Source organism: Aliidiomarina taiwanensis (assembly GCF_003987015.1).
GTDB classification, from domain to species: Bacteria; Pseudomonadota; Gammaproteobacteria; order Enterobacterales; family Alteromonadaceae; genus Aliidiomarina; species Aliidiomarina taiwanensis.
The window spans coordinates 138,067-163,284 of the sequence record NZ_PIPQ01000003.1; the positions used below are offsets into that span (position 1 = coordinate 138,067).

The window sequence follows — 25,218 nt, forward strand, 5'->3', positions numbered from 1 at the left end:
TTAAATACCAATGGATCGGGCGATCTGACTAGACATTCTTCGCCTACAACCCTATAGTCTGTCATGCATTTTTATTGGGTTTATAGCCTGTCCAACCATCAACGACTTAGTTAGGTACCTTTGTGGAATACAAACTTTCTCAACGCGTTAATGCTATTCAGCCTTCGCCTACCCTTGCCGTCAGTCAAAAATCGGCCGAGTTAAAAGCAGAAGGGCATAATGTTATTGGTCTTGGTGTCGGTGAGCCCGACTTCCCTACTCCGAAATTTATCTGTGAAGCGGCAAAAGTAGCCATTGACCAAGGCCATACCCGTTACACGGCGGTCGACGGCATTCCAGAGCTAAAGCAAGCCGTGATCAACAAGTTTAAACGCGACAACCAGCTTGACTACGGCATGGATCAAATTCTGGTGTCTGCAGGCGGAAAGCACTCTATTTTTAATTTACTTAGCGCATGGATTAATGACGGCGACGAAGTCATTATCCCTGCTCCGTTTTGGGTGTCTTACCCCGACATGACCATTTTACTGGGTGGTGTCCCTGTTATTGTCGAAGCAGGCATTGAACAGGCTTATAAAATCACCCCCGAGCAATTAGCCGCGGCTATTACCCCAAAAACCCGCATGCTCTTTTTAAACAGTCCTTCAAACCCAACCGGTATGGCTTACACAGCCGAAGAACTGCGTGGCCTCGCAGAGGTATTGCGCCAACACCCACAGGTGCTGGTCGCCACCGACGATATGTACGAGCATGTACTTTGGAGCGACGAGTCCTTTCATAACATCGCCATGGTCGCACCTGACTTGATGGATCGCATTGTGGTTCTTTCTGGTGTATCTAAGGCCTATGCAATGACAGGTTGGCGCATTGGTTATGCAGCAGGTCCAGCACCTATTATTGCCGCTATGAAAAAAATTCAATCACAAAGTACTTCCAACCCATGCTCTATCGCCCAACACGCCGCTTTAGCCGCGCTCGAAGGTGACCAGAGCTTTATCGGGGAAATGGTCACTGAGTTTAAAGCACGCCACGAGCGCTTGGTAGAAGGCTTGAATGCCATCGAAGGAATAAAAGCTATCCCAGCCGACGGTACTTTCTATAGTTTCCCAAATATTGAAGGTCTTATGGCAGCAAAAGGGGTTTCTACCGACGTTGAACTCTGTGAGTTGCTGTTACAAGAGCAAAAGGTTGCCTTAGTTCCAGGTACTGCCTTTGGTGCTCCTGGCCACTTTCGTTTGTCTTTCGCAGCAGCACAAGAAGTACTTGACGACGCTGTGCGCCGTATCGCGGCCTTTGCAGCCAAGTAAGCTCTCCCTCCTATTAGGTACTTTTAGCTGCTGGCTGAAAGTACCTAATTATCTCAAAGCAGGCCTTTGCTACAGAAAAGCAGCTCTCTGCACGCTGCAAGGCAGGTAATAAGAAAGAAAACGCGGTATTTTGTGTCTCTATCTGCATTTTCATTCATTCTTGTTTGTGCATTTTAAAGGCATATTTAGCGGCCACCTACATATTCCATTTTATTTTTTCAATCCCTTAAAACTTCGTATCACACCACACCTTGCCGCATACTTTTCCACCGTTTTGACTTGATAATACACAAACAGGCAGTTTTCACTGTAATATTTTTATAACAAAAGGCTAGTCTTTGCTCGCTTCCAGCACCAAAGCTAAATCATTGATATTAAAAGAAAATAAAAACCATGCCAGAAAGTGCTCAAATAAAAAAATCAGCTATAACCCACATAGTTACTACACTTCCACAGACTTAACCACAAAGTTATCCACAGAAACAGTGGATAAGATCCTCTAGCCCGTACAGGTCGTGCCTTTGTGCCCCATTCAAGCAGCGATCGGTAAATTTTGCGGTTTGATGGAAAATCGAGCTACAGCAAGCAATTTACGTGGAAATTGTAAAATTAAGGGCTTTGCGCTCAAAAATACGCCAAATACGCATAATTGTATGTTTTTCCCTCGATCAAACCTTTTTTTATGAAATTATTCTTTTCTATGGTTGACACCGCTCACGACTCCCATTAACATTCTGCCCCGTTAAGCGATTCCCCAGTAGCTCAGTTGGTTAGAGCGGTGGACTGTTAATCCATGTGTCGTTGGTTCGACTCCAACCTGGGGAGCCATCGCTAACAAAATAAACCTTCAACATGAAGGTTGTATGATAAGCTTCCAGCAATTCCCCAGTAGCTCAGTTGGTTAGAGCGGTGGACTGTTAATCCATGTGTCGTTGGTTCGACTCCAACCTGGGGAGCCATCATACTTCAGCCCGTTCGTGGCACCTTTCCCTCGTACCCTATTTTATTTAGCCCCTGCGTTTATTCAGCACGAAGCGAATGCGTGTGTGCGTTATTGGATCAATCCAATAAACAGCATGCCAATACCCGTTCCTAAAATCGCACCAGCAATCACATCACTTGGGTAATGAACCCCAAGCACAATGCGCGACATAGCAACTAACACAGCCCATAAGTAAACGGCACTCGACCAAATAGGAAAGCTAGTAACCACTAGAATGGCAAAAAGAAATGCGGCCGTGGAATGGCCAGAGGGAAAGCTAAATTCATCAGCTGGAGTAATGGCCGCCTGAAACGCTGGTCGGTCAGGACGTGCCCGTTTCAATACGTGCTTCAAGCCAATAAACAAAGGTATTTCCACAGCGAAGGCAATCAAGAGGCGCTGCACAAACAACCAACTACCTTCCACCGTTGCAATGACCGCTAGTAAAGCAAACAAGGCGTAATAAGGCCCATCGCCGCTGCGCGAGAACCAAAAAACTAGGCGTGTCTTGCGCAGCCCCGCTGTTTTCACAAACAGCCAGTAAAATACGGCTTCATCGAGCGCACGCAAACGGTGAAATAACTGAATCAAGTGAGCTCCTTGCACTGGCCTATTCGCCTGCTCCTAACCTTCAAAGGCCGAATAGTAACTAAATCTAACTGTGGGTGCATATATTATTACACACCCTGCTATAAAAGCAGCCAAGTGCTGGTTGTTAAACCTTGCTTAAAAAAGGATAATAGCAGTATTCACTTTCTGAGGTCTAATGCCTCCTAACACGCGAATGACAGAGTTCCATGACTGAAATCTTGCTTCTTCTTATAGCGACAGTATTGGTAAATAACTTCGTGCTTGTGCAGTTCCTCGGGCTTTGCCCCTTTATGGGAGTTTCGGGCAAGTTAGAAACAGCCATTGGCATGTCGGCCGCAACCACCTTCGTGCTGACCTTGGCTTCTGTATGTAGTTACTTGGTGAACCAATATATTTTAATCCCCCTCGAGCTTATGGCACTGCGCACCCTAAGTTTCATTTTGGTCATTGCCGTGGTGGTGCAATTTACTGAAATGGTGGTGCATAAAGTAAGTCCTACTTTGTATCGTTTGCTGGGTATATTCCTGCCTCTTATCACCACCAACTGTGCTGTGCTTGGGGTCGCTTTATTGAACATCACCAAACAACATCACTTTGTCGAGTCCATTTTTTACGGGTTTGGTGCAGCTTTAGGCTTTTCCATGGTGCTTATTCTTTTTTCTGCAATTCGTGAACGTATAGCCGCTGCAGACGTGCCTGTGGCATTCCGTGGGGCCGCCATCGGCATGATCACCGCCGGCTTAATGTCGCTGGCGTTTATGGGCTTTACAGGATTGGCAAGCTAATGGTGTGGCTCATTGGACTTTTAACCCTGGCTGGGCTGGCCCTGTTGTTTGGTGTCATCCTTGGCTTCGCAGCCGTGCGCTTTAAAGTAGAAGGCGACCCCTTGGTGGACCAGCTCAATGAGGTTCTGCCTCAAACCCAGTGTGGTCAATGTGGGTACCCGGGCTGCCGGCCCTATGCAGAAGCTATTGCCAATGGCGAAGAAATTAATAAATGCCCGCCCGGGGGCGAAGCGACCATTCAAAAAATAGCCGACATGACAGGTCGCGACCCTAAACCGCTCGACGCCGCCCATGGGGTCGAAGAAGTGAAAACCGTGGCCTATATTCGTGAAGACGAATGCATTGGCTGCACTAAATGTATTCAGGCCTGCCCAGTGGACGCCATTATTGGTGCCACTCGGCAAATGCATACTGTTATTGCCGACGAATGTACCGGTTGTGACCTCTGTGTTGACCCATGCCCTGTAGACTGTATCGACATGCTCCCGATTGAGCCTAACACGAGTCGCTGGCAATGGGACTTAGAGCGCATTCCGGTGCAAACCATCGACGTTAGTCAAGCACAACCGATTACTCTAAAGAATAAACAGGAGTCGTCATGAGTCAGCCTCATTCGCCTGTGAAACTTTGGCGATTCCATGGTGGCGTGCACCCACCAGAACGCAAAACCATTGCCAATACCACGGCTATTCGCACGCTGCCGCTACCAAAAGCTTTGTATATCCCTTTGCGACAGCACATAGGTGTGTCTGGCGACGTTTGCGTTCAGCCTGGCCAACAGGTTTTACGGGGCCAAGCCTTAACAGAGCCGGGGGTCTATGGCGGCTTACCCGTCCACGCCCCCACTTCGGGCATCATTGGCGAGGTGGTCGAGCATCCAAGCAACCACCCGTCACAACTGCCAGAGCCCGTGCTGACCCTTATTCCCGATGGTCAGCACACGTCTGCTTCTTTGCAGCCAGTTGCAGACCCCTTCTCCTTAAGCGGACTTGAACTTATTCAACATCTGCACGACATGGGAGTAGCAGGTTTAGGTGGCGCAGGCTTCCCAACTGCGCAAAAGCTGAGTCAGGCTCGGGCTATCAACCTCATTATTATTAACGGCGTTGAATGCGAGCCTTATATTGTGTCGGACGACCGACTTATGCGCGAGCATGCCAAGGACATAGTGCGTGGTGTGCAGCTACTACAGTATATTTTAACGGAAGAAAACCAGGCGCCAAAGGCTGTTATTGCTATTGAAGACAATAAGCCAGAAGCCATTGCCGCCATGGAGCAGGCCATTGCTATTTCGCACGCTCCTATCCAATTACAGGTTATTCCTACCTTGTATCCTTCCGGGGGCGAAAAACAGCTGATTGAAATTTTAACGGGCAAACAGGTTCCTGCCCGCGGTTACCCCGCCGACATTGGTATTCTCATGCAGAACGTGGGTACCGCCTTTGCCGTGGCAGAAGCCATAGACCAGGGTGAGCCCTTTACCCGACGTGTAGTTACACTGACCGGCGAGTCGTTCCAACAGCCTGGTACCGCATGGGTTTTACTCGGTACGCCTATTCAGCACCTGCTTGAATGCGCAGAATTACAACCGGACACCCCTCAGCGTATTATTGTTGGTGGCCCCATGATGGGATACACGATTGCCGACCCACGCACGCCCATTATTAAAACCAGTAACTGTATTTTAGCACCCACCAACAAAGAATTACCGGCGGCACAAAACGAGAGCCCTTGCATTCGTTGTGGAGCCTGTGAACAAGTGTGCCCTGCTAAGTTATTACCACAGCAACTACTATGGATGGCCAAAGCACAGGACCATGAAGGACTGAATCAGCACCACTTGTCCGACTGTATCGAATGTGGTGCTTGTGCCTACGTGTGTCCAAGCGAAATTCCACTGGTACATTACTACCGCAAAGCAAAAGCAGAAATTCGCGAAGAAAAGATTGAACAGCAAAAGTCGGAAGTAGCGCGTCAACGCTTCGAGGCTCGCCAGGAACGCTTAGAGCGCGAGAAGCAAGAGCGCCTTGAACGCCATAAAAAGGCAGCAGAGGCCCGAGCTAAAGCGTTAGCTGAGCGTGAAAAGCTAGCAGAACAGCAAGCAACCGCTACGGGTGCTCCTGCCTGTGATGATGAGACAGATCCGATCAAAGCTGCGGTCGCTCGTGCCAAAGCCAAGCGCGCCCAGCAGCAGGCGGAAGCCAGTAGCGACAGCGAAGACCCGCAAAAAGCCAAAGTGGCCGCAGCGGTCGCCCGTGCCAAAGCTAAGCGCGCCCAGCAGCAGGCGGAAGCAAGTAGCGACAGCGAAGACCCGCAAAAAGCCAAAGTGGCCGCAGCGGTCGCCCGTGCCAAAGCTAAGCGCGCTCAGCAGCAAGCGGAAACGGCTGCTAAAGCATCCGATGCGTCAAAGGAAAAGGACGAATCATGAGTTTTTATATTGCGTCATCTCCCCACCACCACGTGCGACGTACCACCCACGACATTATGCGCTGGGTTTTACTGGCCATGGTGCCGGGCGTGCTTGCCCAACTGTACTTCTTCGGCTGGGGTGTTTTATTTCAACTTGTGTTGGCTATCTGTGTTGCTTTATTCGCTGAAGCGGGCGCCCTCTTTTTACGTCACCGGCCCATAAAGCCCGCATTGCATGACTACTCCGCCGTGGTTACCGCCGCTTTATTAGCGGTCAGCATACCGCCCCTTGCTCCTTGGTGGGTCATTCTCATTGGTACCCTGTTCGCCATTTTAGTGGTGAAACATATGTTTGGTGGTATTGGTCAGAATATTTTCAATCCTGCCATGGCCGCCTACGTCATGTTGCTGGTTTCTTTCCCGGTGCAAATGACAGCGTGGATGCCACCAGCCGTTGCTGGCTACCAAGCCCCAGGGCTCTTTGACAGCCTCTGGCTGTTCTTCACCACTTATACAGCTGAAGGCTACAGCCTTGAGCAGGTTCGCTTGGTTTGGTCCGAGTCAGGCCTAGACGCCATGGCCATGGCCACGCCCTTAGACCATATAAAAACCGAAGTAAGCCGAGGCTTTACCTTGGCTGAAAGCATGCAGTCGGCCATTTTTTCTTGGTTTGCAGGGGCCGGTTGGCAATGGGTCAACTTAGCCTTTCTCGCAGGCGGGCTCACCTTATTAGTTCAGCGTATTATTACCTGGCATATCCCCGTGGCTTTGCTTTCCAGCCTTGGTCTCTGTGCCATTCTAGGTGCCTTAGCCTCGCCCGATTTACTGCCTGGTTTCAATATTCACTTGCTCAGTGGGGGCACCATGTTGGCGGCTTTCTTTATCGCCACCGACCCTGTTTCTGCTGCCACTTCCAACAAAGGCAAGCTGGTATATGCAGCCTTAATAGGCCTGCTGATTTATATTATTCGGACCTGGGGTGGTTACCCCGACGCTGTGGCCTTTGCCGTGCTGCTTGGGAATTTGTGTGTACCTGTTATTGACCAATACACACGACCACAAACTTACGGCCATGGAGAACCTCGCCCATGATGACATCAATGCGCCGCAATGGACTTATCCTCGCTGTTTTTGCGTTGGTAGCAACCGGGCTGCTGATGTTTACCCAGCACCTCACTGCCGACCGAATTGCCGCCCAACAGCGCAACGAACTTATGCGCACCCTGCATGAGCTCATACCCGACGCCAGTTATAACAACGACTTATACGCCGACTGCACCCAGGTACACGCTCCCGAAGCACTCGGTAGCCAGTCGCAACAACCCATATATCGAGCCCGCTTACATGGTCAGCCCGTCGCCTTGGCCATTCGCACCACAGCGCCGGACGGTTACAGTGGCGACATTCACCTGCTGGTCGCCATAGCGAACAGCGGCACCGTGCTCGGTGCACGAGTACTCGAGCACCGCGAAACACCGGGTTTAGGCGACAAAATCGACGTCCGACGCAGCGACTGGATAGAGAGTTTTGCCAATGAACAGGTACAAAGCGCCACAGACCCTCGCTGGGAAGTACGTCGCGACGGCGGCGCTTTCGACCAGTTTAGTGGCGCTACCATTACCCCGCGTGCCGTTATCAATGCCATTCAACGTACTGTGGTTTGGGCTAACCAGCAGCAGGCAGCGTTATTTGCTTTACCCGTAACCTGTCAAAGCAATAGCCCACTGCAAGAGGAGCCAGCCCATGAGTGATCAAGAACTGTCCAATGAACTCAAAACCCTGGCCCGGAATGGTTTATGGGAGAACAACCCGGCCTTAGTTCAACTGCTCGGGCTGTGTCCCTTGTTGGCGGTGACCGGCACAGTCACCAATGCGTTAGGCCTAGGCCTCGCCACCTTGCTGGTGCTAGTGGGCTCAAACGTTACCGTGTCCTTGGTGCGAAACTGGGTCCCTAACGAGGTGCGCATCCCCGTCTTTGTGATTGTTATTGCCACCTTTGTGACCTTTGTAGAGCTCATGATGCACGCCTTCACCTATGGGCTATTTACCGCCTTAGGTATTTTTATTCCTTTAATTGTCACCAACTGCGCCATTATTGGCCGAGCCGAAGCCTATGCGTCGAAAAACCCTTGGCATAAAGCCGCCTTTGACGGACTCACCATGGGGGCAGGTTTTGCGCTGGTGTTAGTCTTACTTGGTGCATTACGAGAAATTATTGGTCAAGGAACGCTGTTCGATGGAGCCGACTTACTACTCGGCTCGTGGGCAGCAGGCCTGCGCATTGAACTTATTCAGTTTGACTACCCACTCCTGCTTGCGGTACTTCCGCCCGGTGCATTTATTGGTATGGGTATTATGATTGCTGTGAAAAACGTTATCGACCGTCAGCGCAATGAAAAAGCTGCACAAGCACCGGTTGAAAAAGCACAACGTGCGCGTGTCACCTCTCAGTAAAGGCACTATAGAAACAACATGAACCAAAAGAAACGTATTGAAATTTTAACCCGCTTACGGGACAACAACCCGAACCCCACCACCGAGCTTAACTTCTCAAACCCTTTTGAGTTGCTTATTGCGGTACTCCTTTCGGCGCAAGCCACCGACGTGGGGGTCAACAAAGCAACAGGGCCATTATTTAAAGTCGCCAACAACCCTGCCGACATGCTGGCGCTCGGTGTCGAAGGAGTAAAGGACTACATTAAAACCATCGGCTTATTTAATACCAAAGCAGAAAACGTGATAAAAACCTGCCGCATGTTGCTCGAGCTGCATGGCGGGGAAGTTCCTGAAGACAGAGCTGCCCTCGAAGCCTTGCCTGGCGTCGGTAGAAAAACCGCAAACGTAGTGCTAAACACCGCCTTTGGCTGGCCCACGATCGCCGTGGACACGCATATTTTTCGGGTCAGCAACCGCACCAAGTTCGCCCCAGGAAAAACCGTGGACCAAGTGGAACAACGCTTATTAAAAGTGGTACCTGCCGAGTTTAAGTTAGATGTGCATCACTGGTTTATCTTGCATGGCCGTTACACCTGTATCGCTCGTAAGCCCCGCTGCGGCTCTTGTATTATTGAAGACTTGTGCGAATACAAAGACAAAATAGAAATCGAGTAATCTAGCATAATGACGAAATAAAAAAGGGGCTTTCAGCCCCTTTTTTTATACCTTCTTTGCAGTCTTATGCTTGCAAGCGATGGCGGCGACGACGTAACCACACCAGTGGCAACGCAAGGGCCGCAATAAAGGCGCCGAAGCTACCTTCGTACCACTTCTTGCTTTCTTTCGGTAAAACAGTGACCTTCGCTTGTGCAACACGGGTTTCATACCCATCCGACACAGACACTTCAAAGGTTAAGTCTGTTTGAGCCTGCACACTAGGTGCAATAAAGCGGGCTTCAACCGTGTTCGCGTTGGCAAGTGACACATCCGGACCGCCCACCTGTGACCAGGTAAAGCTTAGCGTGTCACCGTCCACGTCGCTACTTTCTGCTGCGCTTAACGTAACTTCTGCACCGGTTCGCACAGTTGCCTGATCTACACTGGCTTTTGCAACAGGTGCTGTATTGTCACGCTCAACCACAACCGTCACAGTACCCGCCGTAGTTTGTTGACCATTCACACCCTCTGCAACAAAAGTAAAGCTGTCGGTACCAACAAAGCCTGCTTCTGCTGTATACACAAACTGTCCCGGTGTTCCTTCCACAGGAACAACTGCACCATGCTCTGGCTCTGTTGCAATCACAGCTTGCGCTGTTTCACTTGGCAAAATAGAGAATGGTTGAATAGAACGATACTCTTCTTGTGCCGCTGTGACCAAGGTTCCTTTACTAATGAACCCAGTGCTGCCCGTCGTGAAGGCATTCGTAAGGTCAATCGTAACAGGCTCTTGCTCGACGGTGCTCACATCAGTGTCTTGAGCCGCCCCAAACACACTCGGTTCCACCTGGTAGTTCAAGAACACAAACCCTTTTTCGCCTTCCGCAATACCTGCGCGCAATGCTTCACCCGTGACTGGGGCTGTACCTTGTGTGGCAGCAAATGCATTGGCGTAGTAATAGGTAAAGCCTTTCGTACCTGTTATGTCTTCAATACCAACGGTGAGGCTGTCTGGTACTTCTGGAATCGAGACATAGTTAAAGTACACCTCGTCGGAACCCATTTTCAGCCAAATGGAGAAGGTGTATTTAGTTGCTGTCGGGTCCACAATCAGACCATCGGCATCCATTTTTGCTTCCGTCACGTCTTGCCATTCAAACACTAGCCAGTCGCTGGTGCCGTCGTTTGCCACCACAAAGTTTACTTGGCCACCATGCTCGCCACCCACCACTAAGTCAGACCAGAACGGTGCAATAATGGCGTTAATCGCATCTTCTGTCGGCAACACAGTGTTGTTATAGCTTAGGTAATAGCTTTGTGGTGCGGCCGTTATAAAACCATTGGGTGAAATGGTAATTTCTTCTACTAGCTTACCATTCCAAATAAAGCCACCGTATTCACCAATGGACATATCAAATGGCAACTCATCGCAACGAGACGACTCACACGGCAAGGTCGGCGCATCGGTAATGCCCAAGTCCGCTAGCGTCGCGCCAGCAAACAAGAAGTCACTGCTTGGCTCCACTAACTGAGCACCTTCGTCTTGTGAAATCTGGCCTGTCCAAGTAATGGTACGTTGATCTTCAGACACGGTCAGGCTGGTTTCAGTGGCCAAGCTCATCTCTGTTTGTACCGAGTCCAACACCAAGTTGGTGCCTTCAGGCACTTCCGCCGTCACCGTCACGTCTTCATTGCTACCTGGGTAGCCGGCGCGCACACTTAAACCAAGGAGGTCATCGGCTGTCACTTCACCGGCTGCTAATAGCGCCGTTAAAACACTGGTGTCATCACTTTGCCTTGCCATGACGGCAATAGGCATGTGAGCTGTTGGGTACTGGCCGGTACTATCCGTGAAAACAACCTGACCAAAGGTCCAGCCTTCGTCCGCATAGGTGGTATCGACATTCACGGTAAAGTTGGCTGTTGCCTTATGCTCTTCTTCCTCGTTTTCTGAGAAGGTGGTAGGCGCTAACTCAATGCTTGGCGTCGACACAGTGCCCGTTACATGACTGTCAACAAACTCTACCCGAGCGTACCAGGTACCCTCTTCAGCAAGTAAGTTCGTCACGGTTCGTTCGAAGCTACAAGAAGCTACACACGCAGGCGACACGAAAGAAGGCTTGTCAAAGCTAATGGCTGTTTTGCTCGCTGCATCCATATCCATTAAGCCGGCACCTCGGTCAAACGGCGTGGTGTCCGAGGTAGAGTCATGGTTTTTCACCTCAGGGTTGCTCGAGGTCATAAGAATCGACTTTATTTCAAAGGCGTTCAGCTCGGGTCGCATTTGGCGAAGAACCGCCGCAGCACCCGCTACATGAGGGCTAGCCATCGACGTCCCTGAGTTAAGCTGGTAATTAGCCACTCCTTCTTCTTCTGTCGGATAGGCCGACAGTATATCCGAGCCAGGAGCTGCAATTTCAGGTTTAAGGAAACTGCTGTCACCATTCGGACCACGTGAACTAAAGTCGGACATGCTATTTTTAGCAAGAGAGCTAAACAAAGCTTGGTTGCGTGTAATGGTGGCTGAGCTGCCTTGCGTCCAAGCTTCCAGCACAGACTCGCCTTGCTCTTGTGAAATCGACACGCTCGGCAAGGTCGCATCAGGCATGGACATCACCAAACCACCTGGGGCATTATTATACAGCACCATGGCCACTGCACCCGCGGCTTCTGCATGGTTTGCTTTGTCGCCAAAGCTACATTCACCTCGTGAAATAAAGGCGATACTCCCTTCAAAGGCGCCGGCCGGGAAGGGTTCACAGGCCAAAGCATTTGCTTCATCCACTTCCATGGCTGGCAGTAAAGGCGCCGTAATATCTGCCGATAGTTCAAAGTTACCTGAGCCAGGTCGTGCATAAATCGTGTCGACACCTGGGGCTGTTAATAAGCTTCCGAAGACACGCCCCGTTTGGGTGCTCGCAACGGTAATACCTGCTTCAACGCAGCCTGGGCAGCCAACAGTTTGTGCACCTGGGCCGTCATTTCCCGCAGCGGTGACCAACACCACACCAGCAGCTTCTGCGTTGGTGAAAATAGAACGATACACACTATTCGATGGATCGCCTCCAGCACCACCACCCCACGAGTTATTAATTACGTCGGCACCATCGGCTACAGCATCTTCTAGGGCCGAAGCTAAATTAATAGAGCTTCCTGTACCTTGACCTTGCGGGTTAATGTACAAAGCTTTGTAGACCATCAGGCTAGCACCAGGGGCTACCCCAGAAATATTGACATCCATTGAGTCATATTCTGCGTAAACCGCATTACCAACAGCGGTACCCGCCACATGCGTACCATGACCACCGAAGTCTTTTGGGGTCAACGTTTCATCCGGATGAGCCGCGCCAAGTGGCTCATAATAACGCGCCACAACCAGCTTACTATTACAGAAGGTAGGGTCTTGGGTTGCACAGTAGTCATCCGTCGGTAAACCTTCCGGACGCTCATGACCTACACCACTAAACATCGGGTGGTGGGGTGTAATCCCCGTATCAATCACAGCCACTTTCACGCCTGCACCGGCTGAGTCTTGGCCGCCGGCCTGCGCCCAGGTAGTCGGGGCTTTTATAATGTCGAGAGAGGCGTCCATTTGGGTGTAGAAGATTTCGTTCTCATATACTTTTTTCACCCCAGTCACCGACTGCAGTTGCGCCACCACATCGTCCTGACGGGGAACGCTTACCACAAAACCATTTAAGGTCACATTGAAGTTACGCTCAATGGAAAGACTCGGTAGCTTAGCCTGTAACGCAGACGCCACACGCGCCTGTTGCGTCTGTAAGTACTGGGTGTAGGCAATGGCTTCAACAGAATCGGTTTCTAAGCGCTCAGCACTTGTAAAAGTACGCGCCGTTGGCGCTAAACCACGCACACCACCGCTATAAGTAGCTAATGGAGCGTCTTCAAGTTCAACAATAAAGTACGCTGGTTGACTCCGTTGCAGTGCTGCCCGAGGCACCTTCTGAATGTTTTCATTCGCTTCTTTTGGCATCGGCCCCTGCTGCATAGGAACCGGCGTTAATGTGTTAGCAACCGCACCGTACGACAGCGCTGATGCTACGAACGCAGCAAGCGCTGTGAGTTGTGGCAGTGTCTTTGTTGATGACTGCATGTAAAGCCTCTTATTATTTATTTTTTTGAGTAAGGCAGTATCAGCAAAGGCCCTCCCTAGCTAACACTGCAAGGCAATAGTGCATGAAGCCCATGCATTCAACAAGGAAGCAAAATAGGGAAAAGCGTGAGTTTGTTATAAATATGATGCAAAGCGGTGTCTGTTATGGCTTACGCAATTGTTTCTAAATATTACACTTCGTCACACATCAGGCTCAGGCTGAAGAAATTCAGCCTGTAAGCCCAATGTAAAGCCTTATCGGCTACTTAATAAGCCCTGATCAAAGGGACGGCTGATTTGCACCACAACGCGGCGGTTTTGGCTACGCTCTAGCTCGTTTTCATTGCCCGCCGAATGGCGCATTTCACCATGGCCTTGAATGGAAATTTTCGACTCGTCTAGCCCTCGCTCTACCAAAAAGTCTTTCACCTCTTGGGCTCGAGCCACCGACAGGGTTTGGTTTTCATCGTAGCTACCATAGGCGTCCGTGTAACCGGCCACCAGCACCAACTCAATGTTTTGATCATGGCTTAGGTACTCGCCAACCCGGAGTAATTTACGCTTCGAGCTATTGGTTAGCTCTGTGGACTTTTCATGGTAATTCAGCACAGTAAAGGAAATATCGTCAAATCCAAATGGCAGCAGCCCCGACACACAGTCCATGAAGTCGTCATAGCGTTGCTGAAAGTTAATCGCTGAAATTCGCACCTGCACCTGGTCAACTTGGTTGTGCCAGTCCGCGTAAGAAATCAGTGGCATCATGCCCTTTTCCAGCTCTGTTAACAGCACCCAGGACATTTCCTTTCCCAGTTCACTTTCGTATTGTCGGTACAAAGGCAAAGTACCTAGTTTCCGCGGTGCTTCTGTGGTTCGCCAGCTCGGGGCAACACTATACACTTGGGCTTCACTATAGGTGTCCGGCAAGCGACGCATACCCAGCACCACGCGCATGTTGAGTTCGCGGCTGGCCTCACTTTCAAAGCGCACTTGCCCATAGCGTGGAATGTCGTGCTCCAGGGTGCACTGCAGCGGTGAGTACTCGCTTACCCGCCACTCAGACCGTTCCATCACAGCGCCGTAGGAACGTGCAGCAGCCTTGGCGTCGGCAACGGAAAACCACAAACACGTAGACACGCCCACGGCTAGCAAAAGCGTTCGAATGTGCATACACACCCCTTCTTTATTTATAACTTGCTTCTTGTATCGGCCAGGCTTACCGGTCCTTTAGCAATCAAGCCTTGTTTCTGGCATACTTCCCTGTCTAATTTAAGGAGCATGCATGGCAAGTCACGATGAACTTATGAAGACGCGATTTCGCGGCTACTTACCTGTTGTTATCGACGTAGAAACAGCTGGCTTTAACGCCCAAACCGACGCCCTACTGGAAATTGCAGCAGTCATCCTCGACTTCGACAGTCACGGAGACCTAAAGCCCGTGGCAACACATCACGCGCATATCGAGCCATTCCCTGGGGCTAATATTGAACAAGCAGCTATTGAGTTTAATGGCATAGACCCACACAGTGCTTTGCGGGGCGCCGTAGAAGAAAGCGAAGGTTTGCGAGAAATATTCAAAGCCATTCGTAAGGCCCAGCGCAAAGCAGGCTGCCAGCGGTCGGTGCTGGTTGGCCATAACGCCACCTTCGACCATAAGTTTGTGATGGCAGCGGCAGAGCGCGGCAACTTAAAGCGAAACCCATTTCACCCTTTTGTCACCTTTGACACGGCAGCCTTATCCGCCGTGTTCCTTGGCCAAACTGTGCTTATTAAGGCATGCCAAGCGGCGGGTATTCCTTTCGACTCTAACGAAGCGCACTCGGCCATTTACGACACAGAGCGCACTGCTGAACTCTTTTGCTATATGGTCAACCGCTATAAACAGCTCGGCGGCTGGCCATTAACCTGATAGGCCCAAACGACGCGTATAAAATGCGGGTACTGGAAGACACCTTGGCAGAGCCTCTCCTATTGCAGTCGCTGCCTATGGCGGCCCCAGCAGACAACTCCTTAAGGTCTCACTGGGCCACGTTGCAGCTAACCGGCGGCAAAAAAGACAAACTACGCCCTGGGGATATCGTGGGAGCTTTAACGCGCGACAACCAGATAAGCCAAGAGCAGCTTGGTAAAATAAAATCCAAAGCAACTGGAGCTTTGTTACCGTCCATCAAGCTTTGGCAAAGCGCGCGCTCACGCTCTTTAATCAAGACAGAATCAAAGGCAAACGCTTCCGCGCTCGTCTTCTCTAAAACCCTAATAAAAAAGGCCGCTTCAGTGAAGCGGCCTTTTGCTATTTATGAAGAAGCGAGCTTATAGCTTGTCTGCGTTCTTCGTTAGGTATGCAGCAACACCTTCAGCGTCAGCTTTCATACCTTCTTCACCAGCTTCCCAACCTGCTGGGCACACTTCACCGTGCTCAGAGTGGAAGTTGAGTGCGTCCACCATGCGTAGCATTTCATCAATGTTACGGCCTAGTGGTAGGTCGTTTACTACCTGATGACGTACAACGCCTTCTTCGTCAATGAGGAACGACGCACGGAAAGCAACGCCCGCTTCTGGGTGTGCAACGTCGTAAGCTTCCATAATTTCACGCTTAATATCAGCAACCAGTGGGTACTTCACTTGGCCAATACCGCCGTCTTCAACAGCAGTATTACGCCATGCAGTGTGCGTGAACTGAGAGTCAAGTGAGCAACCAATCACCTGTACTCCACGCTTTTCAAACTCTGCTAAACGCTTGTCGAAAGCAATCAGCTCAGAAGGACATACAAATGTAAAGTCTAGCGGGTAGAAGAAAAGTACCGCTTTTTTACCTTTAATGTGCTCACTAAAAGTAAAGTTTTCAACGATTTCACCAGTACCCATTACGGTCGCTGCTGTGAAGTCTGGGGCCTTGCGGCCTACTAATACAGCCATGTTAAATCTCCATATATTGGTTAATGTAAAAAATCACTGCATTTCAGCAGTATGATGCTGCTCAACAGCACCTTACTCAGCGGCTGGCGCTTCTGGCGCAGCCTCTGCAATAAGAGGCTCTAATTCGCCCTGTTGGGCCATTTCTAAAATAATATCACAACCGCCAATTAACTCGCCTTTCACCCACAGTTGCGGGAAAGTTGGCCAGTTTGCAATTTTTGGCAGTTCTGCGCGAATATCTGGGTTTTGCAAAATATCAACATAGGCAAATGGTTTGCCACAGCTCATTAAAGCTTGAGAAGCCTGTGAAGAAAACCCACAGCTTGGCAGATTTGGTGAACCCTTCATGTAAAGCAACACTGGGTTCTCGTTAATTTGCTCTTTAATGCGTGCATGTACTTCTTGAACTTGCTCTTCGTTTTGCATCTATCTTACTCCGCTCCAAACTCGACAATATCGGCTCTGTGTACTGGGTTTATTATATCATACAGAGAATATGAACGCGCCCTTGAAATACGCTTTCTTTATCCCCATATAGGTATTGTAAGTAAAAAAAACAATCCCCTAGAGAAGCGCCCAACGAGGGTGCTATACTGAACATTAATGGCTGCGCTGTAAACCAGCATGGCACATTTCTTTATACATTTATCGGATAACGGAGAGCAGATAATGGCTTTTGAATTACCCGCACTGCCATACGAAATGGACGCACTTGAACCACACATTTCAGCAGAAACTTTAGAGTACCACTACGGTAAGCACCACCAAACCTACGTGACCAACCTAAACAACCTTATCGCTGACACGGATATGGCTGGTAAGTCCTTGGAAGAAATTGTTCGTTCTTCAGACGGTGGCGTGTTTAATAATGCTGCTCAAGTCTGGAACCACTCTTTCTACTGGAACTGCTTAAGCCCGAACGGTGGTGGCGAGCCAACAGGCGCACTTGCTGACGCTATCAACGCTAAATGGGGTTCTTTTGCAGCATTTAAAGAAGCATTCACCCAAAGCGCAGTCACTAACTTTGGTTCTTCGTGGACTTGGTTAGTTAAAACGGCCGACGGCAGCTTAGACATCGTCAACACAAGCAACGCAGCAACACCACTAACTGAAGAAGGTGTTACACCTGTCATGACTGTTGACCTGTGGGAACACGCCTACTACATCGACTACCGCAACGCGCGTCCTAAGTACATGGAAGGCTTCTGGGCCTTAATTAACTGGGACTTTGCAGCGAAAAACTTCGCTTAAGTCTTTCGGTTAAACAGCAAAAAAGCGAGCCTCGGCTCGCTTTTTTTATTCTTATTAACAAGACCCGTCGCTTATTCAACAAAGTTTTCAGGAAGCGAGTCTCGTATCTGCATCCAGATCTTCGCAGAGTTATAGCCGTATTCGCGCACAAGCGCCATCGCTTCCGTGTAATCGCCCTGCTCCGCTAATGTAGCTAAGCGTGCATAATAATCACGTGCCAGCTCTCTTGCTTCTGGCTTCGAGAAATAAAACTGACCAATCCGTGCATACAAGCCTTTGAATCCATTTAACACCAGTACATACACTTTATTACCCGAAGCATGGGCTAGCTGTTGGTTTAATTGGTAGTCAAACTCTGCAAAGGCACGGCCTGTATCTTCCAGATCTTCAGCACCTGCTAGGGCGTCCATCGCCTTGGCTTTGTTGTGGCGTAAGGCCGCACGAATATAAATAGCGCTAATGTTTGTGCGGGCCGACAGTAAGTCGTCTATTAAGTCAGGCATGCCTTCTTCGTCAAGGCGGGCCAAGGTTTCTAAAATATTTAAGCCTGACGTTTCCCAGAAATTATTTACTTTCGTAGGCTTGCCATGTTGAATGGTCAGCCAGCCGTCACGGGCCAAACGCTGTAATACTTCACGCAGCGTGGTTCGGGTTACCCCAATAAGTTCAGAGAGTTCACGCTCTGCAGGCAAAATAGAGCCCGGAGCAAAGTCCCCTTTCCAAATAGACTTAACAATAAACTCTTCTGCAAAACCCGCGGGGCTTTTCGCTTTAATAATCATGTGTGCCAAAATAAAAGTCCTGTATAAAGCATTAGGGTGTCAAAAACGACATCCCATTTGCATTCAAGATTGTAACCCGCTTGCTATGGTCGGACAAGTATTACCCTGTTCTCGAGCAATGGCATAATTTATGGTACTTTCCATGACACTATAACAACACTCTTATTCACAGGTATATGCATGTTATCGAGCCTTACCCGCGCCCTATCTAATTGGCCCCACAAGCGTTGGCCTTGGGTTTTACTTGCCACCACTGCCACTTTACTCACCTTAACAGCCCTGTACTTTCAGCACGTGCTTCAACTGGAACCGTGCGAACAGTGTATTTACCAGCGCACCGCTGTCATAGCCATTGCGATTGGCGCTTGGGTGGCCGCCATAGCACCGCACCTTTTCGTGCTACGCTTGGTGGGCTACATAAGCTGGGGCTGGGCTGCTATTGCAGGGTTTGCTAGCGCCCATTATCACGTGTGGGTCCAAACGGGCATAAATGCATTATTTGCCAGTTGTAATCTTGAGCCTAATTTCCCTGTGTGGTTACCGTTACACGAATGGCTGCCAAGCGTATTTGCTGTTACTGGGCTTTGTAGCGACGCCAACTGGCAGTTTTTGAATATGGCCATGAGTGAATGGATGCGACTTATTTTTGCTCTCTATATAGCCGCAGCGGGCATCATCATTGGCTGCCGCCTTTGGCACAAGCGTATGCCTTAAGGCGCCGTATGCAAGGGCCAACGAATAATAAGCAGGTCGTCTTCGTCAAGCTCGTCGGCGTCGGAATAAAGTGTATAACCTGTGGTGGCCATACCGGCTGCCACCATGGCCGCCCGCGAACCGTCGTGGCGTAACGGGTGCCATGAAGGTAAGGGCTTACCTTCCGCTAAACGCCGATACGCACAGCTCGGTGGCATATAGTGCACTTCATCAATTTTTTCCGGTGTCAGCACCACACATTCTGGCACATGATCCAACCGATTTTCATAGTGCCGGCACTGACTGGTCTGCGTGTCTAACAAGCGGCACGCCACGTTCACAAAGTGCATGGTGTCGTCAGGGCCCATGGGCGCATCGTCAGGCACATCCTCTCGAGCTTCCAGCACTTTATGTAGGCAGCATTTACCGCAACCGTCGCAGAGCAGCTCCCACTCCTCTTGCGACATCTGCTGCAGCGACTTTTGTTGCCAAAAATCAGGCGAAATACTCATGGAGAACTAGCGACCTAAGCGAATGCGGTCAGCCAAGTGTCCCACCACTACCACGAAGTAATTCGAGCGGTTCCAGTCCATGAGCACATCCCAGTTGGTATAGCTTAAGTACACACGGCCTTTTTCGTCGTCAGGAATCACTAAGCCCGCGGTAATATCCCGAGTCGGTAAGTCACTCCCGTCGTAGCGGCGCACACCCAAGGCTTGCCACTCGGCAAGGCTACGTTTGTTCTGGCGACCGGCTAGACTTAAGTCAAAGTCACTTGGTAAACGCACCTGCCGACCCCAGGTTTTGCTGTCGTCCCAACCGGCGCTTTTTAAGTAGTTTGCCGCAGAAGCAAACACGTCGCCCTGGCTGTTCCAAATATCAATTTTACCGTCTTGGTCATAGTCCACCGCATAGGCTAAAAAGGAGCTTGGCATAAACTGGGTTTGGCCCATAGCTCCCGCCCAAGAGCCCCGCATTTGTTCCGGATCAATATGGCCAGCTTCAATGATTTCTAAAGCCTGCATGAGCTGCTTCTTAAAAAAAGCTTCACGGCGACCTTCGTAGGCCATGGTTGCTAAAGCCGACACCACCTTAAAGTTCCCGGTATAACGACCAAAGTTAGTTTCCACCCCCCATAACGCCACAATAAAGCGTGGCTGCACACCGTAGGCGGCACCTATCTCTTCTAAAAGCTCTCGGTGTTGGTTGTACATTTCAATACCTTGGCGCACCTTCCAGTCTGGCACTGCTTTCGGTAAATAAGTGTCTAAGGTTAACTTAAATTCCGGCTGGTTCCGGTCCGCTGACACGGCCCGCTGATAAAACGTCGCATCGGCGAACGCTCGCGTTATGGTATTTTCTGAAAAGCCTTGGCTTCGTGCTTCTTCTTTTAGCTGCTCCACATAGGCTGGAAAACCAGCAGGATCCGCAGCAAACACAAGGGAACTAAACAACACACTAGCGGCTGTGACCAGTCGCAACAGGGACAACAACATAAGCTTATTCCTCGTCTTTTGAAGGGGTACGTGAATGCAGGTAATCCGGCGCTGCCGCCGGTAAAGGTGCGTCGTGGGCTGGCGGCAATTGCAAGTAGTAGCCGGGCTCAGCTAAATGCTCTAGCAGCTCAGCTCCCGACAACCGAGCCAGCTTTTTCTCTGCCGTAATATGCAAAGTCATGGCTGTTTGCTGGGGTGTAAACAACACCTGCAACGACTCTGGTAAAGCATCAAAATCCGCATCTTTCGGTAAATATAAGTAGGTATCGGGTTTCTTCGTCGACTTAAGAACTGTACACAACATAAGGGGTATCCTTTTACTCGATCTTAAATACGCGGCTGTTATAAGGCATCCGCAAGGGCTAGTACGGCTTCACCTGCTACCTGGTAACGCCAGCTCGACAACATTTCAGGCTTAGGTACTTGTGCTTTGACAGCAGGATCGGTGAATTTGCTCCACACAAACACCTCATTTATTTGTTTTCTCGACCCAAGTAGCTGCGGTGCCACGCCAGCCTGAGTCGCACGCTCCTTAATTAACGTTTTGGCCTCTTTAAACCACTTCTTATAACCGCTGTGGTCGTCCAAGCGCGGTATGGCCCGAGGCCATGCTTGCTCTGGTGTGCTAAGCCCCCGTTCTATGGCAGCCAAAATATCTTTCCCGCGCTGCCTTAACACTTTCGGGTGCAACTCTGACACTTCGGCCAACGCTTGTTTGCTCCGTGGTTGTGCATGGGCTATTTCCGTTAGCACGTTGTCTCGAAGCAAGAACGGCAGGGCAATGTCCTCTTGCTGGGCGCAGCTTAAGCGCCACTTAGCAAGCTCGGCTAATACAGCCCGTTCAACCCCCTGCATTTGCGCATAACCACCTACATCACGCCAAGCAAACTCCGGGTTCGCGACTCGGCTCCGCTTTTCCACCTGAAACGCACATTCTTGCACAAAGAAGTCATATTGAGGCGACTGCTCTATCTGCTTTTTCAGTACCGGGTAAACTTTTGCCAGGTATAAACTATCCGCCGCCGCATATTCCAGTTGCGCCTGTGATAGCGGGCGTTTCAGCCAGTCCGTGCGCGACAGTGACTTGTCTAAAGTCACCCCACACATTTCTTCCACCATGCCTGCATAACCAATTTGCGCACCTTCGTGCAAAAACGACCAGGCAATTTGGGTGTCAAACATTTGTTTTGGTGCGGCGCTACATTTGCGGTTAATAATTTCCAGGTCTTCCCCTGCTGCATGCATCACGGTTAACACTTTGTCTTCGCTCAGCAATTCCCATAGGGGGCTCATATCCACATCCAGCAGCGGATCGAGAATCAGCCACTCATCAGCAGCCCAAAGTTGCACCAGGCCAAGCTTCGCATAGTAGGTCCGAGTTCTTACAAACTCTGTATCGAGAGCGACCCAGCCAACTTCACGGGCTAGATCGCAAAACGCCACCAAATCTTTGGTGGCGTTAATTAAGCGGAAATTATCTTGCATTCACGACTCTTCTTCTTTTAATGCACGGCGAAGTATTTTGCCCACATTTGTTTTTGGCAGTTCTTCCCGGAATTCAACCAACTTGGGTACTTTATAGGCGGTTAAATTCTCACGACAATAATCACGCAACTCACGCTCGCTCAGCGAATCGTCTTTCTTCACCACGAACACTTTGACCACCTCACCCGAGGTTTCGTGCGGCACGCCAATGGCGGCCACTTCCAGCACTTTCGGATGCGCAGCCACGACATCTTCAATTTCGTTCGGGTACACGTTAAAGCCCGACACCAAAATCATGTCTTTTTTCCGGTCCACAATTTTGAAGAAGCCCTGTTCGTCCACAGTTGCCATATCTCCCGTAGCAAACCAGCCGTCTTGAATCGCTTCTGCTGTCGCTTCGGGTCGACCTAAGTAACCAGGCATCACTTGTGGGCCTTTTACTAACAGCTCACCTGGCTCGCCAAGGGGTACTTCCTCACCGTGTTCGTCCACTATTTTCACATCGGTGGACGGCACCGGAATACCAATACTGCCGGTATAAGTTTTTATGTCGTACGGATTAATCGACACCACAGGCGCACACTCGGTTAAGCCGTAGCCTTCCAGCAACACACTGCCGGTTACTTTCATCCAGTTTTCCGCTACGGCGCGCTGTACCGCCATACCGCCACCCAGCGCAACTTTCAGGGAAGAAAAGTCCAGCTCGGCAAAGCCTGGGGTATTCAGTAGCCCATTAAACAAGGTGTTCACTCCTGGGAAAACCGTTATCTTATGCTTCGCCAGCTCTTTCACAAAACCTGGCATATCCCGTGGGTTGGTAATCAGGACGTTCAAACCACCGTGCTTCATAAAAGTCAGGCAGTTCGCTGTCAGTGCAAAAATATGGTACAGCGGCAGTGCGGTCACAACGACTTCTTTACCGTCTTCCACCAGTGGGTTCACCACCGCAGACACCTGCTCTAAGTTCGCCACCATATTACGGTGGGAAAGCATAGCCCCCTTGGACACACCCGTTGTGCCACCCGTGTACTGTAAGAAGGCTAAATCACTGGCTACAACTTCAGGCCGTGTGTAGTTGCACTTCTTGCCACGCTTTAACACCTGATTAAACTGTAATTCATTTTCAAGTTGGTAACTCGGAACCATTTTTTTCAGGTAGCGAACCGCTAAATTCACCACCCAGCGCTTAGGCGCAGGCAACAAGTCACCTATTTCTGTTACTATAATTTGGTCGAGTTCCACTTCATGCTGAATTTTGTCCAAGGTGCAGGCAAAGTTTTTCAAAATAACAATGCCTTTGGCCCCAGAGTCTTCCAGCTGATGCTTCAATTCTCGGGCTGTATACAGGGGGTTTACATTCACCGCCACCATGCCAGCTCGCAAAATACCAAATAAAGCTACTGGGTACTGCAGCAAGTTCGGCATCATTAACGCAACCGGGTCGCCTTTCTTCAGCCCTGTACTTTGCAAGTAGGCAGCGAAATCTTTTGAAAGCTCATCGAGCTCTTTAAAAGAAATATAACGATCCATGTTCACAAAAGCAGGACGCTCAGCAAAATTTTTGCTACTTTCTTCAAAAATGTCTAATAGCGACGAATAATGATCAGGATCAATTTCGTTCGGTACCCCAGTTGGGTAACGTTTCTGCCATATCTTTTCCACAGTATTAGCTCCTGCTCTCGTTATTCTTATCTTTGTTCAGTTCAGTGTAGCAAGGCCTTAGAGGCCCCTAGCTAGTTCATGAGAAATATTTTGACACATACGACCAGTGAATCCTAGTTTCTCAGTTCAGCCGACGAAGAAATGCGTTTATTTCCTTCGCAACCTGTTCCGGGTATTCTAAATGCACATGGTGTCCGCCGCTCAGTTCCACCTGCTCAAAATGCGTCAAGGTTCCTGACCATTGCTGTACGGCCCGTGTCAACTCAGGAAACCCTTGCTCTCCTCGAATAAGCTGCACAGGACATTGAATACCTGCCATCAAGTCATTGGCTTGCTCCAATGTGAAGCGAAATGGCGAGCCCAGTCGCACCCGAGGGTCAACCCGCCAACTCCAACCACCTTCCACAGGCATTAAATTGCGCTCGACAATGCCAACAATTTGCGCCGGTGTCACCTGACTTGTTTCCGCTCGCACCCGAATAATGCGTTCTTTGTCTGGGTATACGGGTGCGCGTTTGCTCGCTAACTCACGTCGCTGCACCAAGGCTTTCTTTAACTTTTCCCGTGTTTCTTCCGCCTTGAAGGTCAGCATACCAAACCCTTCTATCAGGCTCATGGCAGCAATTCGTTCAGGCATCACACTCGCCACCAACTGGCTAATAAACGCGCCCATGCTGTGTCCAATTAAATGCACCTGTTGCCAGTCGTATTGCTCGATAAGGGCAATAATATCTGCTGCCCATTCAATAAAGTAATACGCAGCCCCTGCAGATCTGTGGCTCGACAAGCCATGTCCAGGAAAGTCCAGGGCTAATAAAGGGTGCGTGTCTAAGTGTGGCCAAAGAGGCGCAAAACTTGCCGCATTATCCAGCCAGCCATGTAAGGCCAGGGTAGGTGTTTCTATTTGCTCAAGCGGGGTCGATGTAGAGCTGAAGCCCGCAAGCTCCAGCTCGTTGATGTGAATTGAAATGGGGATCATTCTTGCTTTAAAGCTCTTTGCGAGCTTCTCAACTCTTCTCGTGAACTCGACATAGGGCGCGGTCTATTGTCCTGCGCCCCTGAGTTAGACTTACTGCCGCTGTCTTGGTGACGCACACGGATAGTGCCTGGCATATAAAATGGATGACGATAGTAAGGCGACCCAAAACCGTAGTACATCATGACATCCACTTGCTGAGTTTCGTCTTGCACCCGCCATAAGTGCACCCCTTTGCTTTCTATCACTGGAAAGTCATAAACAAACTCACCAATTTTGTCGGTTTCCTTGCCCACATAGGTGCCATACACAGTGACTGAACGACCCGCAGTAAACACATCTGGGTCCACAAATCCATTCACCCGAATGCGGAACCGGCCTGCGCTTTGTTCATTGACCACAGGGCGGCCCGAGCCTTTTAAGGCCATTTGCACCACCTCAATGGTGGACGTGGTTTCCGTATTGGTCACCTCAGCCACGACTCCTCCCCAACGGGCAAGCTGCCCAACACCTTGTTCTTCGGTATTGATTGCTTGGGTAAAGGGTAGTAATGCAGCAGCGTCGTCAGCGCGAATATTTTCAGGCATTCGGCTTGCGCACGCGCTCAGCGTTAAGCCCGCTAAAGCAACAAGCACGACCCGTAAAAAAGAGTATTTTACATTGGAGAACATGGTGTTAC

Annotated in this window: 25 protein-coding genes and 2 tRNA genes; 14 read left to right on the forward strand and 13 right to left on the reverse strand. The window is 50.0% G+C overall.

Features of this window, described 5'->3' with window-relative positions; genetic code table 11:
• The first annotated feature begins 122 nt into the window (after positions 1-122).
• From CWE15_RS07325 to CWE15_RS07335, 3 genes are all read left to right on the forward strand, one after another.
• Positions 123-1,307 (forward strand): pyridoxal phosphate-dependent aminotransferase, encoded by a 1,185-nt coding sequence (locus CWE15_RS07325; RefSeq protein ID WP_126757429.1) that lies wholly within the window; start codon positions 123-125, stop codon positions 1,305-1,307.
• A 751-nt stretch (positions 1,308-2,058) separates the two neighbouring features.
• Positions 2,059-2,135, forward strand: a tRNA-Asn gene (locus CWE15_RS07330).
• A gap of 54 nt (positions 2,136-2,189) precedes the next feature.
• Positions 2,190-2,266 (forward strand) — tRNA-Asn (locus tag CWE15_RS07335).
• A gap of 92 nt (positions 2,267-2,358) precedes the next feature.
• Here the strand turns inward: CWE15_RS07335 and CWE15_RS07340 are convergent.
• Complete coding sequence (locus CWE15_RS07340) at positions 2,359-2,880, reverse strand: phosphatase PAP2 family protein (RefSeq protein WP_157980732.1); 522 nt, start codon at positions 2,878-2,880, stop codon at positions 2,359-2,361.
• Between the two features lie 206 nt (positions 2,881-3,086).
• On the opposite strand from CWE15_RS07340, the gene rsxA reads away from it, so the two are divergent.
• From rsxA to nth, 7 genes are read left to right on the forward strand one after another with little or no spacing between them, the layout of a single operon-like run.
• Complete coding sequence (gene rsxA / locus CWE15_RS07345) at positions 3,087-3,665, forward strand: electron transport complex subunit RsxA (RefSeq protein WP_126757431.1); 579 nt, start codon at positions 3,087-3,089, stop codon at positions 3,663-3,665.
• Positions 3,665-4,267: an electron transport complex subunit RsxB gene (gene rsxB, locus CWE15_RS07350; protein WP_126757432.1), complete on the forward strand. Its 603-nt coding sequence runs from the start codon at positions 3,665-3,667 to the stop codon at positions 4,265-4,267. Before rsxA ends, rsxB begins: the two co-directional genes overlap by 1 nt.
• A complete protein-coding gene (gene rsxC / locus CWE15_RS07355) occupies positions 4,264-6,093 on the forward strand; it encodes an electron transport complex subunit RsxC (RefSeq protein WP_126757433.1) in 1,830 nt (609 codons plus the stop codon). The genes rsxB and rsxC overlap by 4 nt, the downstream gene beginning before the upstream one ends.
• Positions 6,090-7,166: an electron transport complex subunit RsxD gene (rsxD, locus tag CWE15_RS07360; RefSeq protein WP_126757434.1), complete on the forward strand. Its 1,077-nt coding sequence runs from the start codon at positions 6,090-6,092 to the stop codon at positions 7,164-7,166. The genes rsxC and rsxD overlap by 4 nt, the downstream gene beginning before the upstream one ends.
• A complete protein-coding gene (gene rsxG / locus CWE15_RS07365) occupies positions 7,163-7,825 on the forward strand; it encodes an electron transport complex subunit RsxG (protein WP_198674991.1) in 663 nt (220 codons plus the stop codon). Before rsxD ends, rsxG begins: the two co-directional genes overlap by 4 nt.
• Complete coding sequence (locus CWE15_RS07370; RefSeq protein WP_126757435.1) at positions 7,818-8,528, forward strand: electron transport complex subunit E; 711 nt, start codon at positions 7,818-7,820, stop codon at positions 8,526-8,528. Before rsxG ends, CWE15_RS07370 begins: the two co-directional genes overlap by 8 nt.
• A gap of 18 nt (positions 8,529-8,546) precedes the next feature.
• Positions 8,547-9,185, forward strand: a complete 639-nt coding sequence (nth, locus tag CWE15_RS07375; protein ID WP_126757436.1) for an endonuclease III — start codon at positions 8,547-8,549, stop codon at positions 9,183-9,185.
• Positions 9,186-9,249: 64 nt separating this feature from the next.
• Here nth and CWE15_RS12125 read toward each other — a convergent pair whose 3' ends face one another.
• Together CWE15_RS12125 and CWE15_RS07385 are read right to left on the reverse strand one after the other, a co-directional pair.
• Complete coding sequence (locus CWE15_RS12125; RefSeq protein WP_126757437.1) at positions 9,250-13,281, reverse strand: S8 family serine peptidase; 4,032 nt, start codon at positions 13,279-13,281, stop codon at positions 9,250-9,252.
• A 255-nt stretch (positions 13,282-13,536) separates the two neighbouring features.
• Positions 13,537-14,448 (reverse strand): flagellar protein MotY, encoded by a 912-nt coding sequence (locus CWE15_RS07385; protein ID WP_126757438.1) that lies wholly within the window; start codon positions 14,446-14,448, stop codon positions 13,537-13,539.
• Positions 14,449-14,560: 112 nt separating this feature from the next.
• On the opposite strand from CWE15_RS07385, the gene rnt reads away from it, so the two are divergent.
• Positions 14,561-15,187, forward strand: a complete 627-nt coding sequence (rnt, locus tag CWE15_RS07390) for a ribonuclease T (RefSeq protein WP_126757439.1) — start codon at positions 14,561-14,563, stop codon at positions 15,185-15,187.
• 23 nt (positions 15,188-15,210) lie between these two features.
• Positions 15,211-15,594, forward strand: a complete 384-nt coding sequence (locus tag CWE15_RS07395) for a DbpA RNA binding domain-containing protein (RefSeq protein ID WP_126757440.1) — start codon at positions 15,211-15,213, stop codon at positions 15,592-15,594.
• Here the strand turns inward: CWE15_RS07395 and CWE15_RS07400 are convergent.
• Together CWE15_RS07400 and grxD are read right to left on the reverse strand one after the other, a co-directional pair.
• A complete protein-coding gene (locus tag CWE15_RS07400; RefSeq protein WP_126757441.1) occupies positions 15,589-16,194 on the reverse strand; it encodes a peroxiredoxin in 606 nt (201 codons plus the stop codon). The genes CWE15_RS07395 and CWE15_RS07400 overlap by 6 nt on opposite strands.
• Positions 16,195-16,266: 72 nt before the next feature.
• Complete coding sequence (gene grxD / locus CWE15_RS07405) at positions 16,267-16,620, reverse strand: Grx4 family monothiol glutaredoxin (protein WP_126757442.1); 354 nt, start codon at positions 16,618-16,620, stop codon at positions 16,267-16,269.
• 243 nt (positions 16,621-16,863) lie between these two features.
• Between grxD and sodB the strand changes: the two genes are divergently transcribed.
• Positions 16,864-17,445, forward strand: coding sequence for a superoxide dismutase [Fe] (sodB, locus tag CWE15_RS07410; RefSeq protein WP_126757443.1), 582 nt, complete (start codon positions 16,864-16,866; stop codon positions 17,443-17,445).
• A 71-nt stretch (positions 17,446-17,516) separates the two neighbouring features.
• Here the strand turns inward: sodB and fadR are convergent, their stop codons facing one another.
• Positions 17,517-18,227 carry a fatty acid metabolism transcriptional regulator FadR gene (gene fadR / locus CWE15_RS07415; protein ID WP_126757511.1) on the reverse strand — a complete coding sequence of 237 codons (711 nt, stop codon included), beginning with the start codon at positions 18,225-18,227 and terminating at the stop codon, positions 17,517-17,519.
• Between the two features lie 180 nt (positions 18,228-18,407).
• Here fadR and dsbB point away from each other — a divergent pair, with 180 nt between their 5' ends.
• Entirely contained in the window at positions 18,408-18,941 is a 534-nt protein-coding gene (gene dsbB / locus CWE15_RS07420; RefSeq protein ID WP_126757444.1) for a disulfide bond formation protein DsbB, read from the forward strand.
• Here the strand turns inward: dsbB and CWE15_RS07425 are convergent.
• The 7 genes from CWE15_RS07425 to CWE15_RS07455 all read right to left on the reverse strand — a co-directional run bounded on the left by CWE15_RS07425 (position 18,938) and on the right by CWE15_RS07455 (position 25,210).
• The gene (locus CWE15_RS07425) at positions 18,938-19,432 is read right to left on the reverse strand and encodes a YcgN family cysteine cluster protein (protein WP_126757445.1); all 495 of its coding nucleotides are present in this window, start codon (positions 19,430-19,432) and stop codon (positions 18,938-18,940) included. The genes dsbB and CWE15_RS07425 overlap by 4 nt on opposite strands.
• A 6-nt stretch (positions 19,433-19,438) precedes the next feature.
• Positions 19,439-20,416 (reverse strand): lytic murein transglycosylase, encoded by a 978-nt coding sequence (locus tag CWE15_RS07430; protein WP_126757446.1) that lies wholly within the window; start codon positions 20,414-20,416, stop codon positions 19,439-19,441.
• Positions 20,417-20,420: 4 nt separating this feature from the next.
• The gene (locus tag CWE15_RS07435; RefSeq protein ID WP_126757447.1) at positions 20,421-20,720 is read right to left on the reverse strand and encodes a YcgL domain-containing protein; all 300 of its coding nucleotides are present in this window, start codon (positions 20,718-20,720) and stop codon (positions 20,421-20,423) included.
• A gap of 38 nt (positions 20,721-20,758) precedes the next feature.
• Positions 20,759-21,901 (reverse strand): ribonuclease D, encoded by a 1,143-nt coding sequence (gene rnd, locus CWE15_RS07440; RefSeq protein WP_126757448.1) that lies wholly within the window; start codon positions 21,899-21,901, stop codon positions 20,759-20,761.
• Positions 21,902-23,563 carry a long-chain-fatty-acid--CoA ligase FadD gene (gene fadD, locus CWE15_RS07445; protein ID WP_126757449.1) on the reverse strand — a complete coding sequence of 554 codons (1,662 nt, stop codon included), beginning with the start codon at positions 23,561-23,563 and terminating at the stop codon, positions 21,902-21,904.
• 121 nt (positions 23,564-23,684) lie between these two features.
• Positions 23,685-24,542 carry an alpha/beta fold hydrolase gene (locus CWE15_RS07450; RefSeq protein ID WP_126757450.1) on the reverse strand — a complete coding sequence of 286 codons (858 nt, stop codon included), beginning with the start codon at positions 24,540-24,542 and terminating at the stop codon, positions 23,685-23,687.
• The gene (locus CWE15_RS07455) at positions 24,539-25,210 is read right to left on the reverse strand and encodes a Slp family lipoprotein (RefSeq protein ID WP_126757451.1); all 672 of its coding nucleotides are present in this window, start codon (positions 25,208-25,210) and stop codon (positions 24,539-24,541) included. Before CWE15_RS07455 ends, CWE15_RS07450 begins: the two co-directional genes overlap by 4 nt.
• Positions 25,211-25,218: the final 8 nt, after the last annotated feature.

Coding starts and splice junctions, on each gene's coding strand:
- CWE15_RS07425 (WP_126757445.1), bottom strand. CDS start 19,432: ATGAGTATTTCGCCTGATTTTTGGCAACAAAAGTCGCTGCAGCAGATG.
- rnd (WP_126757448.1), bottom strand. CDS start 21,901: ATGCAAGATAATTTCCGCTTAATTAACGCCACCAAAGATTTGGTGGCG.
- CWE15_RS07370 (WP_126757435.1), top strand. CDS start 7,818: ATGAGTGATCAAGAACTGTCCAATGAACTCAAAACCCTGGCCCGGAAT.
- CWE15_RS07455 (WP_126757451.1), bottom strand. CDS start 25,210: ATGTTCTCCAATGTAAAATACTCTTTTTTACGGGTCGTGCTTGTTGCT.
- CWE15_RS07435 (WP_126757447.1), bottom strand. CDS start 20,720: ATGTTGTGTACAGTTCTTAAGTCGACGAAGAAACCCGATACCTACTTA.
- CWE15_RS07450 (WP_126757450.1), bottom strand. CDS start 24,542: ATGATCCCCATTTCAATTCACATCAACGAGCTGGAGCTTGCGGGCTTC.
- CWE15_RS07430 (WP_126757446.1), bottom strand. CDS start 20,416: ATGTTGTTGTCCCTGTTGCGACTGGTCACAGCCGCTAGTGTGTTGTTT.
- sodB (WP_126757443.1), top strand. CDS start 16,864: ATGGCTTTTGAATTACCCGCACTGCCATACGAAATGGACGCACTTGAA.
- rsxA (WP_126757431.1), top strand. CDS start 3,087: ATGACTGAAATCTTGCTTCTTCTTATAGCGACAGTATTGGTAAATAAC.
- grxD (WP_126757442.1), bottom strand. CDS start 16,620: ATGCAAAACGAAGAGCAAGTTCAAGAAGTACATGCACGCATTAAAGAG.
- nth (WP_126757436.1), top strand. CDS start 8,547: ATGAACCAAAAGAAACGTATTGAAATTTTAACCCGCTTACGGGACAAC.
- rnt (WP_126757439.1), top strand. CDS start 14,561: ATGGCAAGTCACGATGAACTTATGAAGACGCGATTTCGCGGCTACTTA.
- rsxG (WP_198674991.1), top strand. CDS start 7,163: ATGATGACATCAATGCGCCGCAATGGACTTATCCTCGCTGTTTTTGCG.
- fadR (WP_126757511.1), bottom strand. CDS start 18,227: ATGATTATTAAAGCGAAAAGCCCCGCGGGTTTTGCAGAAGAGTTTATT.
- CWE15_RS07395 (WP_126757440.1), top strand. CDS start 15,211: ATGCGGGTACTGGAAGACACCTTGGCAGAGCCTCTCCTATTGCAGTCG.
- rsxD (WP_126757434.1), top strand. CDS start 6,090: ATGAGTTTTTATATTGCGTCATCTCCCCACCACCACGTGCGACGTACC.
- CWE15_RS12125 (WP_126757437.1), bottom strand. CDS start 13,281: ATGCAGTCATCAACAAAGACACTGCCACAACTCACAGCGCTTGCTGCG.
- rsxC (WP_126757433.1), top strand. CDS start 4,264: ATGAGTCAGCCTCATTCGCCTGTGAAACTTTGGCGATTCCATGGTGGC.
- CWE15_RS07385 (WP_126757438.1), bottom strand. CDS start 14,448: ATGCACATTCGAACGCTTTTGCTAGCCGTGGGCGTGTCTACGTGTTTG.
- CWE15_RS07400 (WP_126757441.1), bottom strand. CDS start 16,194: ATGGCTGTATTAGTAGGCCGCAAGGCCCCAGACTTCACAGCAGCGACC.
- rsxB (WP_126757432.1), top strand. CDS start 3,665: ATGGTGTGGCTCATTGGACTTTTAACCCTGGCTGGGCTGGCCCTGTTG.
- dsbB (WP_126757444.1), top strand. CDS start 18,408: ATGTTATCGAGCCTTACCCGCGCCCTATCTAATTGGCCCCACAAGCGT.